We start from the raw sequence: 19,421 nt of genomic DNA, 5'->3' as shown, positions 1-19,421 counted from the left end.
ACCTTTATCTTCACCGTTAAGGTACTGCAACTTGACTTAAGATGTGGTTGATCACGTGATCGCGGCTGACACCTTCGGCCTGTGCTTGGTAGCTAAGTAGCAATCTGTGTCTTAACACGTTCGGTGCGACGGCTTGAATGTCTTCTGGTGAAACAAAGTCTCGCTCGTGCAGCCAAGCACGGGCGCGGGCGCAGCGTTCTAATGAAATGGTTGCACGCGGGCTGACGCCGTACTCAAGCCACTTAGCTAAGTCTTCGCTGTAACGTAAAGGCTCACGGGTCGCCATCACGATTTCGACTATGTACTTTTCGAGTGGCTCGGCGAGATAGATTTCCATGGCTTCGTCACGGGCGGCAAACACATCTGCTTGTGCAATCGGCTCAGTGGTTGGTAATTCGTGGGTCAGCGCTTCTTTGCGGGATTGACGCAGAATTTCGATTTCAGTCTCGCCGCTTGGGTAATCAAGGTTTAAGTGCATCAGAAAACGGTCAAGCTGTGCTTCGGGCAGCGGATAAGTGCCTTCGTTCTCTAATGGGTTTTGGGTGGCCATTACTAAAAACAGCGGTGGAAGTTTATAGCTGTGCTTACCAACTGTAACTTGACCTTCGGCCATGGCTTCTAATAAGGCTGACTGAACTTTGGCTGGGGCGCGGTTAATTTCGTCCGCCAAGATTAAATTGTGGAAAATCGGTCCGGCTTCAAATTCGAAGGTGCCGGTTTGCGAGCGATAGATATCTGTGCCAGTTAAGTCGGCAGGTAGCAGATCTGGGGTAAATTGAATGCGGTGAAAATCGCCCTCAACCCCGTCACATAAGGCTTTCACTGCACGGGTCTTTGCCAGTCCCGGAGGTCCTTCAACTAATAAGTGGCCATTGGCAATTAAGGCAATGAGCAGATTTTCGGTCAATACTGGCTGCCCTAAAACAACCTTATTTAGGTAAGTGCGTAATGCGTGGAAGCGACTCAAAGGCATGATGCTACTCGTTTTATTATGTTGAAAATACGTGTGTGGGCTATAGACAACAGCTATGGTAAAGAATTCCCTTAGGGTTTGGCTAGTGTTAAAAAAACAAACAGGTGTTTAAAACTTGCTGACAAGAAGTTAGAATCAGATCACACTTTAATGGTCAGACCTGTTATTGGGCGTTTTTCGCCGTAAAACAATGGGTCAAACACGGAAATAGCTAGCGCCGCCTGAAATCTCTCAGCGATTGCGCACATAAAGAGGGTGACAAATGAGTGATAGACAACAGGTTACGAACGCCAAGGGTGAACGTATCGCCATTGTAGCGGGTTTAAGAACGCCATTTGCAAAGCAAGCCACGGCATTCCACGGCGTATCGGCGCTCGATATGGGCAAAATGGTGGTCAATGAATTATTGGCGCGCTCTGAACTCGATCCTAAGCTGATTGAGCAATTAGTGTATGGACAAGTCGTGCAAATGCCGGCTGCACCTAACATTGCCCGTGAAATCGTACTCGGTACTGGCATGAATGTGTCGACCGATGCCTATAGTGTCACTCGCGCCTGTGCAACTAGCTTTCAATCTGCCGTCAACGTGGCTGAATCTATCATGACGGGTAATATCGAAATCGGTATTGCGGGCGGCGCCGACTCTTCCTCTGTATTGCCTATCGGTGTATCGAAAAAATTAGCCCATGCGTTAGTCGATTTGAATAAAGCCCGTAGCTTTGGACAAAAATTACAAATTTTCCGCCGTTTAGGCATAAAGGATTTATTACCTGTGCCGCCTGCTGTGGCAGAGTACTCAACGGGCTTGTCTATGGGACAAACCGCCGAGCAGATGGCAAAAACCTACAATATTAGTCGTGCCGATCAAGATGCCTTAGCGCACCGTTCACATACCTTAGCGAGCGAAACTTGGGCTTCGGGCCATTTGCGTGACGAAGTTATGGTCGCGCATATACCGCCGTATAAGCAGTTTATCGATCGCGATAACAATATCCGCGAAAACTCAGTATTGGAGTCATATGCTAAGTTGCGCCCTGCATTCGACAAACAACACGGTACTGTGACGGCGGCCAATAGTACGCCACTGACGGACGGTGCCTCAGCGATTATCCTGATGAGTGAAGGTCGAGCCAAAGCCTTAGGTTATCAACCGATTGGTTACATTAAGAGTTACGCCTTTAGCGCCATTGATGTGTGGCAAGATATGCTGATGGGGCCATCCTACGCGACGCCACTGGCGTTAAAACGTGCTGGAATGGAATTAGAAGATCTTACCCTGATTGAAATGCACGAAGCCTTTGCTGCGCAGACATTAGCGAATATGCAGATGTTTGCTTCGAAAAAATTTGCCGAAGAAAAACTCGGCCGCAACCGCGCGATTGGCGAAATCGACATGAGCAAGTTTAACGTGCTCGGTGGCTCGCTCGCTTATGGTCATCCTTTTGCGGCAACGGGAACCCGTTTAATCACCCAAGTGTGTCGTGAGCTTAAGCGCCGTGGTGGTGGAACTGGCTTAACGACGGCTTGTGCGGCCGGTGGTTTGGGTGTGGCTATGATAGTGGAAGTGGAGTAATCGGCATGGAAAAGACCTTTAATTTAACCCGCCGCGACGACGGCATTGCCATTTTGACTATGGATGTTCCTGGCGAAACCATGAACACCCTAAAAGCACAGTTTGGCCCTGAAATCAGTGAGATTCTGGCTGAGATTAAAAGCGATCCTCATATTCGTGGGCTCGTGCTGATCTCGGGCAAGAAAGATTCTTTCGTCGCGGGCGCGGACATTTCTATGCTCGATGCCTGTAAAACGGCGGGCGATGCCAAAGCCTTATCCCAGCAAGGGCATGTGGTTTTTAATGAGTTAGAAGCCTTAAAAATTCCTGTAGTAGCGGCAATCCATGGTGCCTGTTTAGGTGGTGGTTTAGAGTTAGCCTTAGCCTGCCATCAAAGGGTATGTAGCGACGATGGTAAAACCATGCTCGGCGTACCGGAAGTTCAACTTGGCTTATTACCTGGCGGCGGTGGGACTCAACGTTTGCCTCGTTTAGTCGGCATTACCACCGCCTTAGACATGATGTTGACAGGTAAACAAATCCGTCCTAAACAAGCCTTGAAAATGGGCTTAGTGAATGATGTTGTACCGCAGACCATTTTGCTGCAAACCGCAGTTGAGATGGCGCTTGCTGGTAAACGTGCACCGAAACCTGTTAAAAAGTCACTCGTTAATCAAGTGCTTGAAGGCACGAGCTTTGGCCGTAACATTATTTTCGATCAAGCGACTAAACAAGTCGAAAAGAAAACCCAAGGTAATTATCCAGCACCAGCCAAAATTATTGACTGCGTGCGTCAAGGGATTGCGAAGGGGATGCAAAAAGGGCTAGAAGTCGAAGCGAGTCACTTTGCCGAATTAGTGGTATCAAAAGAATCTGAAGCGCTGCGCAGTATTTTCTTCGCCACCACAGAAATGAAGAAAGAAACCGGCGCTGAGGGTGCTACGCCGCGTAAAGTGAAGAAAGCGGTGATCTTAGGTGGCGGTTTAATGGGCGGAGGCATTGCCTCTGTGACTACCACTAAGGCTAAAATCCCCGTTCGCGTCAAAGACATCAGCGAAAAAGGTTTAAGCAATGCATTAGCCTACGCTTATAAGTTGTTGGATAAAGGGGTAAAGCGCCGCCATATGACGCCTGCTGCCCGTGACAATTTAATGGCGCTGATGACGACAACCACTGAGTATAAAGGCGTTAACGATGCCGATATCGTTGTGGAAGCGGTATTTGAAGATTTAGCACTTAAGCATCAAATGGTGAAAGACATAGAGCGTGAGTGTGGTGAGCACACTATTTTTGCGTCAAATACTTCATCTTTGCCTATTAGCCAAATCGCCGAGGCGGCAACGCGTCCCGAGAACGTGATTGGTCTGCATTATTTCTCGCCAGTAGAGAAAATGCCGCTGGTGGAAGTGATTGCCCATGCTAAAACGTCACCAGAAACCATTGCGACCACGGTCGCATTTGCCCGTAAGCAAGGTAAAACACCGATAGTGGTGCAGGATGGTGCGGGTTTCTACGTGAACCGTATTCTGGCGCTGTATATGAACGAGGCTGCGCAATTATTACTTGAAGGCCAAAGTGTTGAACATCTGGATAAAGCCTTAGTGAAGTTTGGTTTCCCTGTGGGACCGATTACTTTACTCGACGAAGTGGGTATCGACGTGGGCGCAAAAATTTCACCGATCCTTGAGAAAGAATTGGGTGAACGTTTTAAAGCGCCAGCGGCATTTGACAAGCTTTTAGGTGACGATCGTAAAGGCCGTAAAAATGGCAAAGGTTTCTATCAATACGGCGCATCGAGCAAGAAAGCTAAAGCCGTCGATGAAAGTGTTTATGGCGTGTTAGGCATTAAGCCTGGCACCAATAAAGACGCAAAAGCGGTTGCCGAGCGTTGTGTCGTACAAATGCTCAATGAAGCGGTGCGTTGTTTAGATGATGGTATTATTGCATCGCCAAGAGACGGTGATATTGGCGCCATTTTTGGTATTGGCTTCCCGCCATTCCTCGGTGGCCCATTCCATTATATTGACACTTTAGGCGCCGCGAACTTAGTGAAGATCCTTGAAGGTTATCAAAGTCAATTCGGTAACAGATTCGAACCTTGTGAGCGCTTAAAAACCATGGCTCAAGAAAACGCGAACTTTTTCTAAGTTTCAGTGAATCTAAGTCATCGTTAATCTAGGTCTTAGTTAATCAAAATTGAACAAAAAAGCGGCAGTTTGTTGCCGCTTTTTTATTGCCACAAGGCATGTTTTTGCCTAAAAAATGTTCATGTTGGGGATGTGGATCTTGTATAACCCGAGCCCTTTATCGAGAGTTCGGTGTTACGTGTTCTGTACTGAGAGCGTAGCGATGAATGAGTGTTGCTCGTTTATGCATAGTGCGGAGAACTTTTTATCCTGCTGTTAAAACGACGTATTTAACATGTGCATCAATCACCAAGATTACGCGAGTAGCATCCGCATTTTGATGAGGAATTAATTTCTCTACCTTTATGATTTATTTAGTTGTTTTTAAAGAGGTGGTTTGTGGTTTTGCTGGTTATGTTTATCGCATTAATCTCGGCTTGGTACTTCGGCTTAGCTGCATTTACCGCAGGTTTTACTGTTAAGCATTGGGTGCTGCTGGGTTTTGTGCTCGGGCCTCTGGCTTATCCACTCTTTACGACACATAGTCATTTAGCCTTGAGGAAAATCCGTTGTCGTGAGGAAGGGATATTAAATAGCTAATTTATTAATTTGTTAGGTAATTTCCATGACTACATGACTACATGACTACATGACTACATGACTACATGACTATTTAGTACTTTTATATTCACTTAAAACTAAAGGGAGTCAATGCTCCCTTTATTGTTTCTAAGCTGCGCTAACTTAATTAACTATCACTGTACATGAGTTAGACTCATGGCTACAGAACTTAAATTAGTTCCACCAACCTTTTGCTGAAATCACTTCAAGGTGATTCAAGCCTTCAGGCAACTTAACTTTTTTACGCGCTGGCTTGGATAAACCGAGTGCTTTTTTGATTGAATTTAACATAGTCACTCTCCTTAACCTGATTAATGTTATGCAACTTCAGAGTTAATAAATTTAACGTAAGGATGTCCTGCGACTTCGAGAGGTTTGAACTTCACGTAAGGATGCCCAGCGATTTCAAAAGGTTTGAACTTCACGTAAGGATGCCCAGCGATTTCAAAAGGTTTGAACTTCACATAAGGATGCCCAGCGATTTCAAAAGGTTTAAACTTCACATATGGATGCCCAGCGATTTCAAAAGGTTTAAACTTCACATATGGATGCCCAGTTACTTCTACTGGAGCAAGTTTAACTGCAGGTTCTTCTGAAGTAATTGACTTAGCTGCTGGTTCTAATTTAGTGCTATCTTCAAGTGCATAAGTATTTACTGCAAAACTAATTGAAGATAATAAAGTAACGGCGGCAAGGATTCCTTTCATCATTCTAATTCTCTCTCAGGGTAGTTGATATTGATTTATTATTGACACTGATAGTGCTGTTGCACTTGTTGTGCCAATGTTGTAAGTCGCAATCAAGTTGAGAGTAAATTGATTATGTAATGTTGCTTTTTGTGTTTAGCTTTATCATGTCTTCTTGGAGTAGTAAGGTAAATTCGGTCTCCTTTATGGCCTTACTAAAAATATAGCCTTGAATTTCTTCACAGTTGAGTGCCCGTAAAATGTTCAATTGTGCAGCTTGTTCTACCCCTTCACCTACAACAGAAAGCCCCATGTTATGGGCGATAGTGATAATAGAATCGACCATTTTGAGATCGCGATCAGACTTATCAATATCGTCAACAAAAGCTTTATCAATTTTTAAAGTATGAATCGGGAAACGTTTTAAGTATGAAAGGGACGAGTATCCAGTGCCGAAATCATCGAGTGCTAAACTAACGCCCATTTTAGCCAGTTGCTGCATGACAATAATAGCCGTTTCCGGCTGTTTAATGACGGTACCTTCAGTTATTTCTAATTCAAGATGACATGCAGGTAGTTTAGTGAGTCTTAATGTTGACTCTATTCGCTGTTGAATATCGGGCAGTGCAAATTGACGTGACGATAAATTGACGGCGACTCTGCCGCTGAATATGCCTTGTTCACGCCATTTCTGTGCTGCGAAACAGGCTTTGCGTAAGACTATTTCACCAATTTCAACAATTAAGCCGTTTTCTTCAGCAAGCGGAATAAAATCATTTGGGGGTATCAAGCCATGTACTGGATGATTTAATCTGACTAAAGCCTCCATACCTGCAATTTTACCGCTTTTAAGATCAACCTTAGGTTGATAATAAACTTCAAATAGATCATCTTTTAAGCCTTCACGGATAAGATTTTCTACTTCTAATTGCCTAATTGCATGTTGGTTCAAGGACTCAGAATAAAACTGGTAGCAATTACCTCCCGCAGACTTAGCATGGTACATAGCAATGTCAGCCTTTCTCAGTAATGCTTGCTCGCTTTGTTCATCTTCTGGGAACAGCACTATACCAATACTTAATCCTAGGACTAGCTGTTCATTGCTAACGTCAAATGCAGGTTTTAATCCCTCAATAATACGGTTAGCAATCGCAGCGCTGGCGCTTATATCTGAACCCTTGTCTAATACAATGGCGAATTCATCTCCGCCTAGACGATAAATACTGGTATTTTTAGGAAGTAAGGACTTAATGCGGGTAGCAACGAGCTTTAATAATGCATCCCCAATTTGATGGCCTAAGGAGTCATTAATACGTTTAAAATTATCAAGATCAAGTACCATAAGCGCATGAGCTATTTCTCGATTCACTAGGTTACTTAAGGTCACTTGTAAGTTGGAGCGATTTGGCAGTCCAGTTAAGAGATCGTTATTAGTTAATTTTCTAAGCTCTTCTTCTTGCTGCTTACGTCTTGATATATCAGAAAAAACACCAACATAGTGTGATAATTCGCCTAACTCATCATAGATAGCATCGATAGTGAGCTCCATATGGAAGTGACTGTTATCTCCTCTGGCGGCTTCGACTTCATTTGCCCAGCGACCTTGCTGTTTTAACATGGTTCTGATTTGGGTGGAGAAGGTTTCTGGATATAAATCAAATGTGAGTAAGTTGCCAATAAAGTCATTTCGGTTACGTAATGAAATTTTACAGCAAGCTTCGTTGACTTCGACAAAACGGTATTCGTTGTCGAGGATAAACATACCTTCCGAAATGTTTTCAATTGCTTTTTCAAAGAGTTTTAGTTGTTCTTCCTTTTGTTTAAACTGACTAATATTTTTAATCGTTCCAGTCATTCGCAGGGCATTATCTTTGTCATCCCGCTCTACAATTTTGGCACGGTCTAAGATCCATACCCAATTGTCGTCTTTGCCTTTTACCCTATATGCGGCTTCAAAATGATCTGTTTCACCATAAAAATGCTTATTGAGTGCTTCACGAACACGTTCTTGATCCATAGGATGTATATTACTCTCTTCATCCGATTTACCTGAACGATGTCCATCACGGGGAAATTCAAGTGCTCCCCAAATATTGGAGCGAAAAATGTTGCCAGTTTCTATATCCCAGTCCCACATTTCATCACCACTTCCCCAAAGGGAAAGTTTTAATCTTTCTTCGCTGAGTACAATCTGTCTTTGTGTTTCTCTACGACGTAGCACCGTTTTTATTACTAGATATGAGATACATAATACAATTGCAGCATAAATAGATTTTGCTTGAAATGATGACCACCAAGGAGGTGTTATAATGACAGCAAGCTCTTTTGTTGCTGCTTTTTCACCGGAAAGTGAGTTAACCGCATAAACTTGAAAAGTATAATTTCCTGGAGATAAGTTTGTATATGTTGCTGAGTTTGTTCCATTTGCAGGTATCCATATATCAGAAAGGCCAAACATCCTATAGTAGTAGTTAGTTGATGAGTCGTCTGACATGGGAGATATAAAGTTGAACGAAAATGGATAGTCAGAGTATTTCAATGATATTTTATTAGATGCTGCGATTGATTGTATTAGATAGTTACTTTCTTGATTTTGAACTATATTAAATACTAAGAAATCTGATATTTCTGTTTTATTTACCTTGCTTTTCTTTACATAGCTTACAACATCTTTAGGTGATACTAGACTAATTCCACTGATCCCCGCAAGTAGAGTGTTACCGTTTATATTAATACCATTTGGAGCATTGTACTCATATTGACTCCCATTTGATGTTTTTAAGGTATAAGATACTTTACTGTTTTTTTCAAAAATAATGACTTCACTTAGTGATGAGGCTGTTATAAAACCATCATTATCTACAATGGCGTAGATCTCTTTATTGTTAGAAAGTATTCTCGAAATTTTTTTACTGGTATAATTATAAAGCATCAGTGATGTTGATGTTCCGAAGTAAATGCCATTATCACTTTTTTCGATGCTGTAAGTTATTTCATTGTTTAAGTTTTCTAATAACCCATTTTCATATTTTTTCAGTCCATCTTGTCCGGCTATATATATTAGGTTGTCAGATGTTAACTCTACGTCAAAAATTGGCTCATTCTTTTTTGTATCAATGCTGTTAGTAATTTCACCATTTTTGATGATTAAAACTTTCCCATCAGGTGTGCCAGCAGCAATTGTTAAACTATTTTCATTAATAGAGAGTGATGATATTATATTTTTGCTAATCAACCTGGATGAATCATCTTTCTGTAAAAATAACCCTGCATTAGTACCAAAATAAAGTCCATCATCACTTAGAACTGCGTATTTGTATCCTTGAGTATGAGTGCTGAAACTTTTGATTAGGTTTAAATTTTCATCAAAAAGATTTATTTTTTCAGAGTCAGATGAAACCAGAAAGCCTTTAGTGTTTTTTGTAAGATGCCATGTGCTATCGGTGGTTAAGTTGGTTTTCTGCACTAAATTATTTACTTTTTTTACAATAGTGATGCCTTGATCAATACTTCCTAGTATAGACATATCTTCGGTTGCAAAAAATGAAGATGTTTTATCTGTGCTATCTGTGGCTAGAAGTCCTACAATGCTATTTTTAGAAATATTAACTATATTTTTATTAGTGATACCATAAATAGTGTTTTTGTGTTTCGTGAGTTGAGAAAATACTCGTGGATCAATTTTTACTATTTTATTGTCCTTATACTTATATAGTCCATCACTTAATGATATGAGTAGTGTTGAGTGATCTTCTTGCTCGAAATCAATTGTTTTTTTAGCTATCTCTTTTAATTCATTCTGGGTGAGCTTAAATAACGTACCTGCATAATCTCTTATGTAATAATCGTCGCCTACTTTTATCGTTTTTTTGATTTCACTTAGGCCTTTATTTGAAAGTTCGTATGTTTTTTCTTTGTTATTTATATCTATAATTGCTTTGTTAGTTCCAACAATTAAACTCTTATCACTTGAGTTGAGGCTCCAAACAGGAGAGCTTTTTACCGACAGTCCATACTGAGAAAAGGATTCTTGAAGTTTATCATATACGACTAAGCCACTATCGGTTCCAACATATAAAATGCCTTTATCATCAATAAGTAAACTTCTAATAAAAGAGCTGGGAAGGCCTGTTCTGGTATCATTAGCATAAAAATGCTTAAAGTTTTTCCCATCAAATCGATTTAATCCATTAAATGTTCCTATCCATATATAACCATCATTGTCTTGAACGATAGACGTAACAGTGCTTTGGGAAAGTCCTTCTGGGACACCAAAAGATTGTGATTGGAGAATAATAGGAGATTTATCAGAAAAGGGAGATGCGTTTACGTCTTCGAATGCATGCAAGCTAAAAAAAGCGAGCAAGACGATTTTAAAGAGTGCTTTAGGCATAGTGTTTGTTCTTATTATCCGAGGATGCCATGAAACAATTGTGTTACATCACTTTTCCAGAAAGTGAGCGGTTTGTCAAAGTAGAGTCCGCAGAAAATCCTTTTAACAGCATGTAGATGCAGTAAAATTGTTCGGTGCTGAAGTGGTAGAACATGGGCTAGCCATGTTTTACATCAGGATTACGTCCAACACTGAAAGATACGACTATAGTTGGACTGATTTGTAGCGGTTCTGTTTGTTTACCTAACTTTGCTCACAAATGTGTGAGCAAAAGTGTTTTTTGTTTAGAAATTAAACTTTTCTGCCGTTTGCTTAAAAACTTTAAGATCCGTGATCATTTTGTCTGACATCAGCGCGGCTTGGGTTCTGTGTTGTTCACCTGTGCTAAATAACACTAAGCGGTCGCTGTGCTTAGTACGCATTTTACGCATCATGAATTTGAGTAAATCAGTGCGGGTGAGCTTAGTGATTTCGTCTACGACGAGTTCTCTTTGGTTAAATTGATAATCTCTATTGCCAACACTGACCCAATAACGTTGACTGCGAGTTTTGAGGTTCGCGTCGTGCTCCATGATTTGATTAATCAGGCCTACCTTTGTGCTTTCCCATTCTTCGTTGGTGATTTGCATCACTGCATAATTAAAGTCAGCAATAAACTCGTCGATGGCTTCTAATAAATGCAGTGGCCCAGTTGTGGGTGACTGAATATAGAAAATAAGTCCAGGATGACGATTGAGCGGCAGGTAACCTGTGCCTACCATATAGCCCAACTGTTTTTCAGTACGTAGCTCATGGAAGAAGGTGGATGACATAGTGTGATTCAGTAAGCTAAATAGCGCCATTTTTTCGGGTGTTGCCACGGCAGATTGGTAATACACAATAATTGCGCTATCTTGATGATCTATTGCGAGTTCTCTCAGTAACGTGCCTTGGCCTGTTAAATTCACTAATTCTCTGGTGGACTCGGCGCTCGGCGTCGAAACTAAAGATAAAATGTGCTCTAAACGTTTGCCAAGAGCTTGTGCTTCAGAGACTAGCCAATCCCCGTAGACTAACCCTTCAAGATAGATCTTTTCGTAGAAGGCGCGTACATGGTTATGTAAATCTTCTAGGCTAATATCTTCCAACATTTGAGCCATGCGTGCTGGTTCATAACTGCTTTTTTGCAGTGTAACAGTCAGGCTAGTAAATAATTGTGAAATCGGTTTAGCCTGTGTTTGATTCTGCCAACTGCGCAGAAGCTGAGATTTTATGAGGGCAAAGCGCTCTTCGGTAAAATTGCGCTCTCTGGCTTTATGGATTAATAGCGCTAATAACGTTTCTTGATTGCCGGTAAAGCCCGATAAATGCAGTGTAATTCCGCCTTGATGCGGATAAATGTTATAGCTTAATCCAGCAACTTCGGCCTGATAGGTTGGCTCGGTGAGATAATCGAGTAGCATTTCAACATATAAGCGGGTGAGGGCGGCATGCCTTGGCGTTTTACTTGCCTGCTCTGAATCCAGCGATAAATACATGTGACCTTTTGGCACATTAAACTCATCATCTTTCTTATGCCAAATGCGGTATCCAGTTGATTCAGCAACTATCACCGGCACGTCAACATCGCTCTTATCCGGACGGGCAATCGAGTCGGCGACAATAAAAGGATTTGCAGCCGGTAGCTGTAATTCAGGGCGAATATTGTTCACTTGCCAACGAGCTAGGGACTGTGGCGCAATTGGGCGGACTTTGTACGGCGTGTGATACCAGTTAGCTTTACGATCCGTTTTAACCGATTGGGCGATAAGCTGCAGGCGCATATTCTGTGGCACCATGAGCTCAAGTAGCTCAATGGTTTCAGGGATATCCAGCCCATCCATCCGATAATCGCCAAAGACCAAGTCTTCGACTTCATAGTGATGCATATTGATACTGAGATGGCTGGCTAAATCGAGTGATTTAACTTGCTCTTGATAACGAAACGCCATTTTGAGCAGGTTTGCACGCTCCAAATAACGCCATTCATCTAAGCCTTGGGTTTTGATAAGTTCAATATACTCAAAACAGCAGCTGATAATTTCATCGAGATTGCCTAGCCCTTTATCGGTTAACTGTAAACCGATACTGTAATCCTTGAAGTTATAACCATTTACACCGCCGCCCGCAGACAAGTTGTTCACTAATCCTTGTTCTTTCAGATACGACAACAGACTGCCATGACTCTCATTGCCTAAAATATGGCTGATATAAGTCAAAGGCTTACGTTTGTAGTAGTGATCAATTCCTGGGAAATTAAAACTGATGCTTAAGCGTTTTTGCTCCTTAAGCGGCACAATATCGATTTGCCTCAACAGTTCTTTTTCTGAAAATAGTGGTACTTGAGGATAGTTTTTCACTAAGTTCAAGTTTCGTATCCCACTAAAATAGTGGCAGGCTAAATCTTGTAATTCATCAAGGGAAAGCGGAGCGACTAAGCACAAGGTCATTAAGTTGGCGCTGTAATGGCTTTGATAGAAATCGAGCAATTCACTACGTACCTGTGCCTGTTCTCCGCCTAAGGTGACTAAGTTACCCACGGAAAATTTCGAAAATGGATGCAGTGGGTTGACTGTCTCTTTGAGTACTTGATAGGTTCGACGGATATCATCTTTCAGTTTTAAACTAAATTCAGATTCAATAGCTTGGCGTTCTCTATCGACTAAATCTAAATCAAATTTTGGGGCGATAAAAAATTGGCTGAATCTGTCTAAGGAGTCGGCAAACACTTCTTCATTGATGGTGAAAAAGAAGTTAGTGTGCTCTGTGCCTGTCCAAGCGTTATTGCTGCCACCATGCTGGTTGATAAAGGCGTGATACTCGCCTGAGTCTGGGAATTTCTCAGTACCTAGAAAGAGCATATGCTCTAAAAAGTGCGCCATGCCGGGTCTATCTGCGGGATCATCAAAATGACCCACGCCTACAGCCATAGATGCGGCAGCTTGGCTGGCATCTTGATCTTCAACCAATAACACCCTGAGTGCATTATCTAATACAAGATAACGATACTGGCGGTGATCATTTGGACTTTTATATATGGACTGAGAGGCTTGCAAAGAGACACTCCGATAACGATAGCTTGTTATATATTGATAGTCTTAATGGTTTTTAGCAAATATCTCTTGTGTTTATCGACTAAAGATTAAGTCTTGTGAGGTTTGTTGAAACGGATTTTAGGGCTACAATTGGGATAAAACAAAAACAAGTTTGAGTCGCGAGAGAAGTATGCAGCTATTTTTGATGAGACATGGTGACGCCGGATTTAATGCTCAGTCTGATAGAGACAGAACACTGACCGATGTTGGAAGGCACCATACTGTGTTGATGAGCAACTGGCTAGCTCGCAGTGTGGCTGATTTCGATCTTGTTTTAGTTAGTCCTTACTTACGAGCACAGCAAACGTGGCAGGAACTGAGTCAGCATTTTCCTGAGCCGCGTAAGTGGCTAGTCGCCGATGATCTTGTGCCTTCTGGCGATCCCGCCAATGTAGCCGCCTTGGTTGTGGCTTATGCTGAGTTATACAAGGCGGATAAAGTACTCGTGATTGCTCACATGCCGTTACTGGGCTACTTAGTCAGTGAGTTAGTGGCTGGCGTTGAGCCGCCATTATTCGCGACGTCAGGCATTACGCTCATTGATAAACATGCCGAGCAAGCGTCGATTGTGTGGCAGCACGCCCCGCATAGTATTAGCTAATCTAGTTTTATATCTCTTTTACAAAACAAACGGCCCACATTAAATGGGCCGTTTGTTTTCGCTAAATAGTAAATGTTAAAGCCTAAGCCGATAGCGAGCTAACGTCTATGCGGCTGCTCGCCAATATCAATCAGCACTAATAACGCCGCATCGCCCCCCCATTCTTTAGGCGCCTGATGGAAAGCTTTCACCATAGGATGCTGCACTAACCACATGGGAACTTGTTGTTTCAATATGCCACTGCCATAACCATGCATAATGCAGCAGCACAGGCTCTGTTGTTTGACGCAGGCTTGGATCAGTGCCGCTAACTCAAGTTTGGCTTCCGATTGGCGATAGCCGTGTAAATCCAGCAGCAAATCTGGCTGGTAATCCCCACGTCTGAGGCGTTTGAGCTCTAAGCTGTCAACACCTTCTTCTAACCAACGCATCGGCCCTTGTACAGGCAGTAGTGGTTGATAAGTATCTGAGAAATAACTGTTAGCATGCAGTTGCTGCTCTTTCAGTTCTATTTCCTGTTTGGTTTTTAAGGGCATGCGAAAGTGTCGCTTATTTTGCGTGATGGGTTTAATACCATCGATAAGCGCTGAGAACATCGCCAAGCCTTCTTTGTCGTCGTCTTTATTCATGGCGGGTATTCTATTGAATCCTATGGTTTCTGAATAGAGTTCAGTTACAATGTTTGCGAACAAACTAGCGGGAGCACGTTTTGGATAAGATCTTTGTAGATGAAGCTGTGACAGAATTACGTACTATTGGCGATATGTTACGTTGGGCCGTGAGCCGTTTTAACGATGCCAATGTGTATTATGGTCATGGTACTGATAATGCGTGGGATGAAGCCATCGCCTTAGTTTTCCATGCCTTACACTTACCCGAAGAAATCGGTCAGCAAGTGATTTTAAGTAACTTGACCAGCAGTGAAAAGCATAAAATTGTCGAGTTGATCATTCGTCGAGTGAGAGAGCGCTTACCTGTGCCTTACTTGACCAACAAAGCGCGTTTTGCTGGGCTTGAATTTTACGTCGATGAGCGCGTGTTAGTGCCACGTTCACCGATTGCTGAAATGATCGCCAACCGTTTTAGCCCTTGGTTATACGGCAAACCGGTAACGCGTATTTTAGATTTATGTACTGGCAGCGCTTGTATCGCGATTGCCTGTGCCTATGAATTTGAAGACGCCGAAGTCGATGCGCTGGATATCAGCGAGGATGCCTTAGATGTGGCGCAAATCAATATCGAAACCTTAGGTGTGATGGACAGAGTTTTCCCGATGCAATCGGATCTGTTTTCGGCCATCCCAGAAGGGCCTCAGTATGATTTGATTGTTTCAAACCCACCTTATGTGGATGCTGAAGACATTGGCGACATGCCTGATGAATATCACCATGAGCCAGCCATTGGTTTAGCCTCAGGTCGCGACGGCTTAGATTTAACCAAGCGTATACTCGCCAATGCCGCGCAATACCTCACGCCAACGGGTTTACTCGTAGTCGAAGTCGGTAATTCTATGGTGCATTTGATTGAGCAGTTTCCAGAAGTGCCATTCACTTGGATTAACTTTGAAAATGGTGGCGATGGCGTATTCGTATTGACCCGCGATCAACTGGTCGAAAATCAGTCGGTATTTGGTATTTATCGCGACGCACAATAGCCTAAGATAGCAAATTAGGTTGAGACTTTTCCCGCTGCCAGTTAGGCTTGCAGCGGGAAAAAAATTGTCCAGTACTCGCTGGACGCGGAGCGATGAACAAATAACCTAAGGTGTACAAAGCGGATGTCTGGAAACAGTATTGGTCAAAATTTTGTAGTGACGACGTTTGGTGAGAGTCACGGTGTTGCACTGGGTTGCATTATTGATGGTTGCCCTCCTGGGCTTGAATTAACCGAAGCCGATATGCAGCATGATCTTGACCGCCGTCGTCCTGGGACATCCCGATATACCACGGCACGCCGTGAGCCCGATGAAGTGCGGATTTTATCCGGCGTCTTCGAAGGTAAAACCACGGGCACCTCGATTGGACTCTTGATTGAAAATACCGATCAACGCAGTCAAGATTACTCTAATATCAAAGATTTATTTCGCCCTGGGCACGCCGATTATACCTACCAGCAAAAGTACGGTATGCGTGACTACCGCGGTGGTGGCCGCTCTTCAGCCCGTGAAACTGCGATGCGGGTTGCGGCGGGTGCGGTGGCGAAAAAGTATTTAAAGCAAGTTCACGGTATCGAGATCTACGGCTATATGTCGCAGTTGGGACCTATTTGTGCGCAGACCATTGATCTTGACCAAATTGAGCAAAATGCCTTTTTCTTCCCCGATGCTAGCAAGCTGGAAGCGCTCGATGAATACATGCGTGAGCTGAAAAAATCCGGTGACTCGATTGGCGCGAAAATCTCCGTTATCGCGACAGGTGTGCCAGTGGGTTTAGGTGAGCCAGTATTTGATAGACTCGATGCCGATATCGCCCACGCGCTGATGGGTATTAATGCCGTCAAAGGTGTTGAGATTGGTGATGGTTTTGGTGTCGTGACGCAAAAGGGCTCCGAAGGGCGTGACTTAATGTCGCCGCAAGGCTTTGAATCTAATCATGCGGGCGGTGTACTCGGTGGGATTTCGTCGGGTCAGCCGATCATTGCCCATATTGCCTTAAAACCCACATCAAGCATCAGTGTGCCGGGCCAAAGTATGACGGCGCAGGGTGAAATGGCCGAAGTTGTCACTAAAGGTCGTCACGATCCCTGTGTTGGGATCCGCGCAGTACCGATTGCCGAAGCTATGCTTGCCATTGTGTTGATGGATCACTTGCTAAGACACAGAGCGCAAAATCAGGATGTGCGTAGTCATACGCCAGTGCTTGGTATGCGATAAGTCGCATGAAATAGCTGGTATGCGATAACGATACAATGAGTAGCATGAGATAAATGGAATGCGTTAATGTCAACTTCTTCTAGCACAAGCCGGCAATTGCGCTGGCTTTGTGCCTGCTATTTTTTCTTCTTTTCTATTCTCGGCACTATGGTCCCTTATCTTGGGGTCTTCTTCGAAAATCGCGGTTTTAATCCTCAAGAAATTGGCTTTTTACTCGCCATCCTGATGGCGACGCGCATTGTTGCGCCGAATGTGTGGGCTAAAGTGGCTGACCGTACTGGGATGCGCGCCGAGCTGATCAAAATGGGCGCGGGAGCCGCCGCGCTGGCGTATTTGAGTTTCTTCTACCATGGTGGTTTTGTGTATATGGCGCTGAGTTTGGCCCTCTATACTTTCTTTTGGAATGCGATCCTCGCCCAGCTTGAAGTGATCACCTTAGAAACCTTAGGCGAGAATGCCAGCCGCTACGGTCAAATTCGCAGTTGGGGTAGTGTCGGTTATATTTGTCTTGTTGTCGGTGCGGGCTTTGCGATTGGTCAGTGGGGCACTGAGGTGTTGCCTTATATCGGTTTGTCATTATTTATCGGCATGTTAGCCAGTGCGTTGCCATTACCAGCAAATCGTTTAGTGCGCGACACCAGCCAAGTGCGGCCGCCATTGCAATGGAATCGGGCGATTATTTGGTTCTTAGTCTCGGCCATGTTGCTGCAAATGAGCGCGGGACCTTTCTACGGCTTCTTCGTCTTATATTTAAAACAAGCGGGTTACTCAGAATCATCAGCGGGGATATTTGTCGCCCTTGGCGCTATGGCCGAGATCGTGATGTTTATGTTCGCGCCGCGTTTACTCGGCCGCTATGGCGTGAATACCTTATTGATTGTCAGCATCGGCATGACTTGTCTACGTTGGTTATTGGTTGCTTTTGGGGTAGATAGTGTGTTGTGGCTTGGTTTTAGCCAATTATTACATGCCTTTACCTTTGGCTTAACCCATGCGGCATCGATTCAATTTGTGCATAAACATTTTGATGCGAGTCACAGAAGCCAAGGTCAAGCCCTATACGCCAGTTTAAGTTTTGGGGTTGGCGGCGCGCTCGGTACTTGGATTTGCGGCTATATTTGGGGCGATGGTAGTGGGGCGGTTTGGTCTTGGGTATTTGCCGCAGTATGCGCCTTTGCCGCTATGCTGGCGGTATTCTTTATCCCTAAGGATAAACCGAGTGTTGCAGCCCATACGGCCTAGTCATATCCATTAAGATAAAAGTATAAAAAAATCAAAAGATTGCGTTAAGTGAGGTAAAGGGTGATTCGGTTTCGTTTAGGGTTAGTTATCAATCCATTAGCTGGCTTAGGTGGCAGTGTTGGCCTTAAGGGCAGCGATGGCGTTGCCGAAGAGGCGATCGCCTTAGGCGCTGAACCCAAAGCCGCCTTGCGTATGATGCAGGCCCTCGAGGTTATCCGTGATTATAGTGATGACATTGAAGTCATTACCGCTTCAGGCATCATGGGTGAAGACGCCGCTAAAACACTCGGTTTTACCACGCGAGTGGTGTATCAAACTCCGGATAAAACCCAGGCGCTGGATACGCAGGCCGTTGTGCGTGTGCTGCTGGATGAACCGCTGGATTTACTGCTTTTTGCTGGTGGTGATGGCACGGCCCGCGATGTTTACTCTGTATTTGAACAAGCCACTATCGACGACAAACTCCCTGTGCTCGGCGTGCCTGCTGGGGTGAAAATTCATTCCGGCGTTTACGGTATTACGCCCCATGCGTCTGGCATGGTGGTCAAGATGTTACTCGATGGCGAACTTGTCAGTTTGATGTCCGCCGATGTGATGGATATTGACGAAGTGGCTTTTCGCCAAGGCACAGTGCGCGCTAAACGATTTGGCGAGCTCTTAGTGCCCGCCGAGCCGCGTTATGTGCAAGCGGTGAAGATGGGCGGCAAGGAAGTCGATGAACTCGTGCTGGCCGATATCGCCGCCGATGTGATCAATCAAATGGAAGATGAGCTGTATATCATGGGCTCTGGCAGTACGGTTGCCTTTGTGATGGAAGAGTTAGGCCTCGATAATACCCTGCTCGGTGTTGATCTTATTCAAAATAAAAACCTTGTTGGCAGTGACTTAACCGCGAATAAATTACTCGAACTGACCCAAGATAAGCCGACTAAGTTGGTGATTACCTTAATTGGTGGCCAAGGCCATATCTTAGGGCGCGGTAATCAACAGTTGTCGCCCGAGCTCATTCGGCGCATCGGAAAAGACAATATTATTATCCTTGCCACAAAAACTAAGCTAAAAGCACTTGATGGACGACCACTAATTGTGGATAGTGGCGACCCTAAATTAGATAGCGAGCTTGGCGGCTATTATAAAGTGACGACGGGCTACCATGATTACGTCATGTATCAGGTGGCCAATCCAGATTTATTGGTCGCAGCAGATGTGTCGGCCAATCCAGTATTAATGGAGAGTTAGACC

13 protein-coding genes are annotated in these 19,421 nt (G+C 43.9%); 8 read left to right on the top strand and 5 right to left on the bottom strand.

The window, feature by feature from the left end:
- Positions 1 to 16 precede the first annotated feature (16 nt).
- Entirely contained in the window at positions 17 to 973 is a 957-nt protein-coding gene (locus L5M37_RS11580) for an AAA family ATPase (protein WP_028761051.1), read from the bottom strand.
- A gap of 262 nt (positions 974 to 1,235) precedes the next feature.
- On the opposite strand from L5M37_RS11580, the gene fadI reads away from it, so the two are divergent.
- The 3 genes from fadI (at position 1,236) to L5M37_RS11565 (ending at position 5,251) form a co-directional block, all read left to right on the top strand.
- A complete protein-coding gene (gene fadI, locus L5M37_RS11575; protein WP_028761050.1) occupies positions 1,236 to 2,546 on the top strand; it encodes an acetyl-CoA C-acyltransferase FadI in 1,311 nt (436 codons plus the stop codon).
- A gap of 5 nt (positions 2,547 to 2,551) precedes the next feature.
- A complete protein-coding gene (gene fadJ / locus L5M37_RS11570; protein WP_263190929.1) occupies positions 2,552 to 4,672 on the top strand; it encodes a fatty acid oxidation complex subunit alpha FadJ in 2,121 nt (706 codons plus the stop codon).
- Between the two features lie 378 nt (positions 4,673 to 5,050).
- Positions 5,051 to 5,251 carry a hypothetical protein gene (locus L5M37_RS11565; protein WP_263146193.1) on the top strand — a complete coding sequence of 67 codons (201 nt, stop codon included), beginning with the start codon at positions 5,051 to 5,053 and terminating at the stop codon, positions 5,249 to 5,251.
- Positions 5,252 to 5,589: 338 nt separating this feature from the next.
- On the opposite strand, the gene L5M37_RS11560 is transcribed toward L5M37_RS11565, so the two are convergent.
- From L5M37_RS11560 to L5M37_RS11550, 3 genes are all read right to left on the bottom strand, one after another.
- The gene (locus L5M37_RS11560) at positions 5,590 to 5,982 is read right to left on the bottom strand and encodes a hypothetical protein (protein ID WP_263146195.1); all 393 of its coding nucleotides are present in this window, start codon (positions 5,980 to 5,982) and stop codon (positions 5,590 to 5,592) included.
- A 109-nt stretch (positions 5,983 to 6,091) separates the two neighbouring features.
- Positions 6,092 to 10,351 (bottom strand): EAL domain-containing protein, encoded by a 4,260-nt coding sequence (locus tag L5M37_RS11555; protein WP_263200559.1) that lies wholly within the window; start codon positions 10,349 to 10,351, stop codon positions 6,092 to 6,094.
- A gap of 284 nt (positions 10,352 to 10,635) precedes the next feature.
- A complete protein-coding gene (locus tag L5M37_RS11550) occupies positions 10,636 to 13,425 on the bottom strand; it encodes an insulinase family protein (RefSeq protein ID WP_263184860.1) in 2,790 nt (929 codons plus the stop codon).
- A gap of 169 nt (positions 13,426 to 13,594) precedes the next feature.
- Between L5M37_RS11550 and sixA the strand changes: the two genes are divergently transcribed.
- Positions 13,595 to 14,065 carry a phosphohistidine phosphatase SixA gene (sixA, locus tag L5M37_RS11545; RefSeq protein WP_028761045.1) on the top strand — a complete coding sequence of 157 codons (471 nt, stop codon included), beginning with the start codon at positions 13,595 to 13,597 and terminating at the stop codon, positions 14,063 to 14,065.
- 98 nt (positions 14,066 to 14,163) lie between these two features.
- Here the strand turns inward: sixA and smrB are convergent, their stop codons facing one another.
- The gene (smrB, locus tag L5M37_RS11540; RefSeq protein WP_105252090.1) at positions 14,164 to 14,694 is read right to left on the bottom strand and encodes an endonuclease SmrB; all 531 of its coding nucleotides are present in this window, start codon (positions 14,692 to 14,694) and stop codon (positions 14,164 to 14,166) included.
- An 80-nt stretch (positions 14,695 to 14,774) separates the two neighbouring features.
- Between smrB and prmB the strand changes: the two genes are divergently transcribed.
- The 4 genes from prmB to L5M37_RS11520 all read left to right on the top strand — a co-directional run bounded on the left by prmB (position 14,775) and on the right by L5M37_RS11520 (position 19,418).
- Positions 14,775 to 15,719: a 50S ribosomal protein L3 N(5)-glutamine methyltransferase gene (gene prmB, locus L5M37_RS11535; protein WP_106650942.1), complete on the top strand. Its 945-nt coding sequence runs from the start codon at positions 14,775 to 14,777 to the stop codon at positions 15,717 to 15,719.
- A gap of 123 nt (positions 15,720 to 15,842) precedes the next feature.
- The gene (gene aroC, locus L5M37_RS11530) at positions 15,843 to 16,937 is read left to right on the top strand and encodes a chorismate synthase (protein ID WP_028761043.1); all 1,095 of its coding nucleotides are present in this window, start codon (positions 15,843 to 15,845) and stop codon (positions 16,935 to 16,937) included.
- A 66-nt stretch (positions 16,938 to 17,003) separates the two neighbouring features.
- A complete protein-coding gene (locus L5M37_RS11525; RefSeq protein ID WP_198572774.1) occupies positions 17,004 to 18,179 on the top strand; it encodes an MFS transporter in 1,176 nt (391 codons plus the stop codon).
- A 60-nt stretch (positions 18,180 to 18,239) separates the two neighbouring features.
- Positions 18,240 to 19,418, top strand: coding sequence for an ATP-NAD kinase family protein (locus tag L5M37_RS11520; RefSeq protein WP_263200558.1), 1,179 nt, complete (start codon positions 18,240 to 18,242; stop codon positions 19,416 to 19,418).
- The last annotated feature ends 3 nt before the right edge of the window (positions 19,419 to 19,421 follow it).

This window comes from Shewanella sp. SM69 (genome assembly GCF_025653985.1).
GTDB classification, from domain to species: domain Bacteria; phylum Pseudomonadota; class Gammaproteobacteria; order Enterobacterales; family Shewanellaceae; genus Shewanella; species Shewanella oncorhynchi.
This window is presented reverse-complemented; position numbering and strand designations above follow the sequence as displayed.

Coding starts and splice junctions, on each gene's coding strand:
- fadI (WP_028761050.1), top strand. CDS start 1,236: ATGAGTGATAGACAACAGGTTACGAACGCCAAGGGTGAACGTATCGCC.
- L5M37_RS11555 (WP_263200559.1), bottom strand. CDS start 10,351: ATGCCTAAAGCACTCTTTAAAATCGTCTTGCTCGCTTTTTTTAGCTTG.
- L5M37_RS11525 (WP_198572774.1), top strand. CDS start 17,004: ATGTCAACTTCTTCTAGCACAAGCCGGCAATTGCGCTGGCTTTGTGCC.
- smrB (WP_105252090.1), bottom strand. CDS start 14,694: ATGAATAAAGACGACGACAAAGAAGGCTTGGCGATGTTCTCAGCGCTT.
- L5M37_RS11560 (WP_263146195.1), bottom strand. CDS start 5,982: ATGATGAAAGGAATCCTTGCCGCCGTTACTTTATTATCTTCAATTAGT.
- fadJ (WP_263190929.1), top strand. CDS start 2,552: ATGGAAAAGACCTTTAATTTAACCCGCCGCGACGACGGCATTGCCATT.
- aroC (WP_028761043.1), top strand. CDS start 15,843: ATGTCTGGAAACAGTATTGGTCAAAATTTTGTAGTGACGACGTTTGGT.
- L5M37_RS11580 (WP_028761051.1), bottom strand. CDS start 973: ATGCCTTTGAGTCGCTTCCACGCATTACGCACTTACCTAAATAAGGTT.
- sixA (WP_028761045.1), top strand. CDS start 13,595: ATGCAGCTATTTTTGATGAGACATGGTGACGCCGGATTTAATGCTCAG.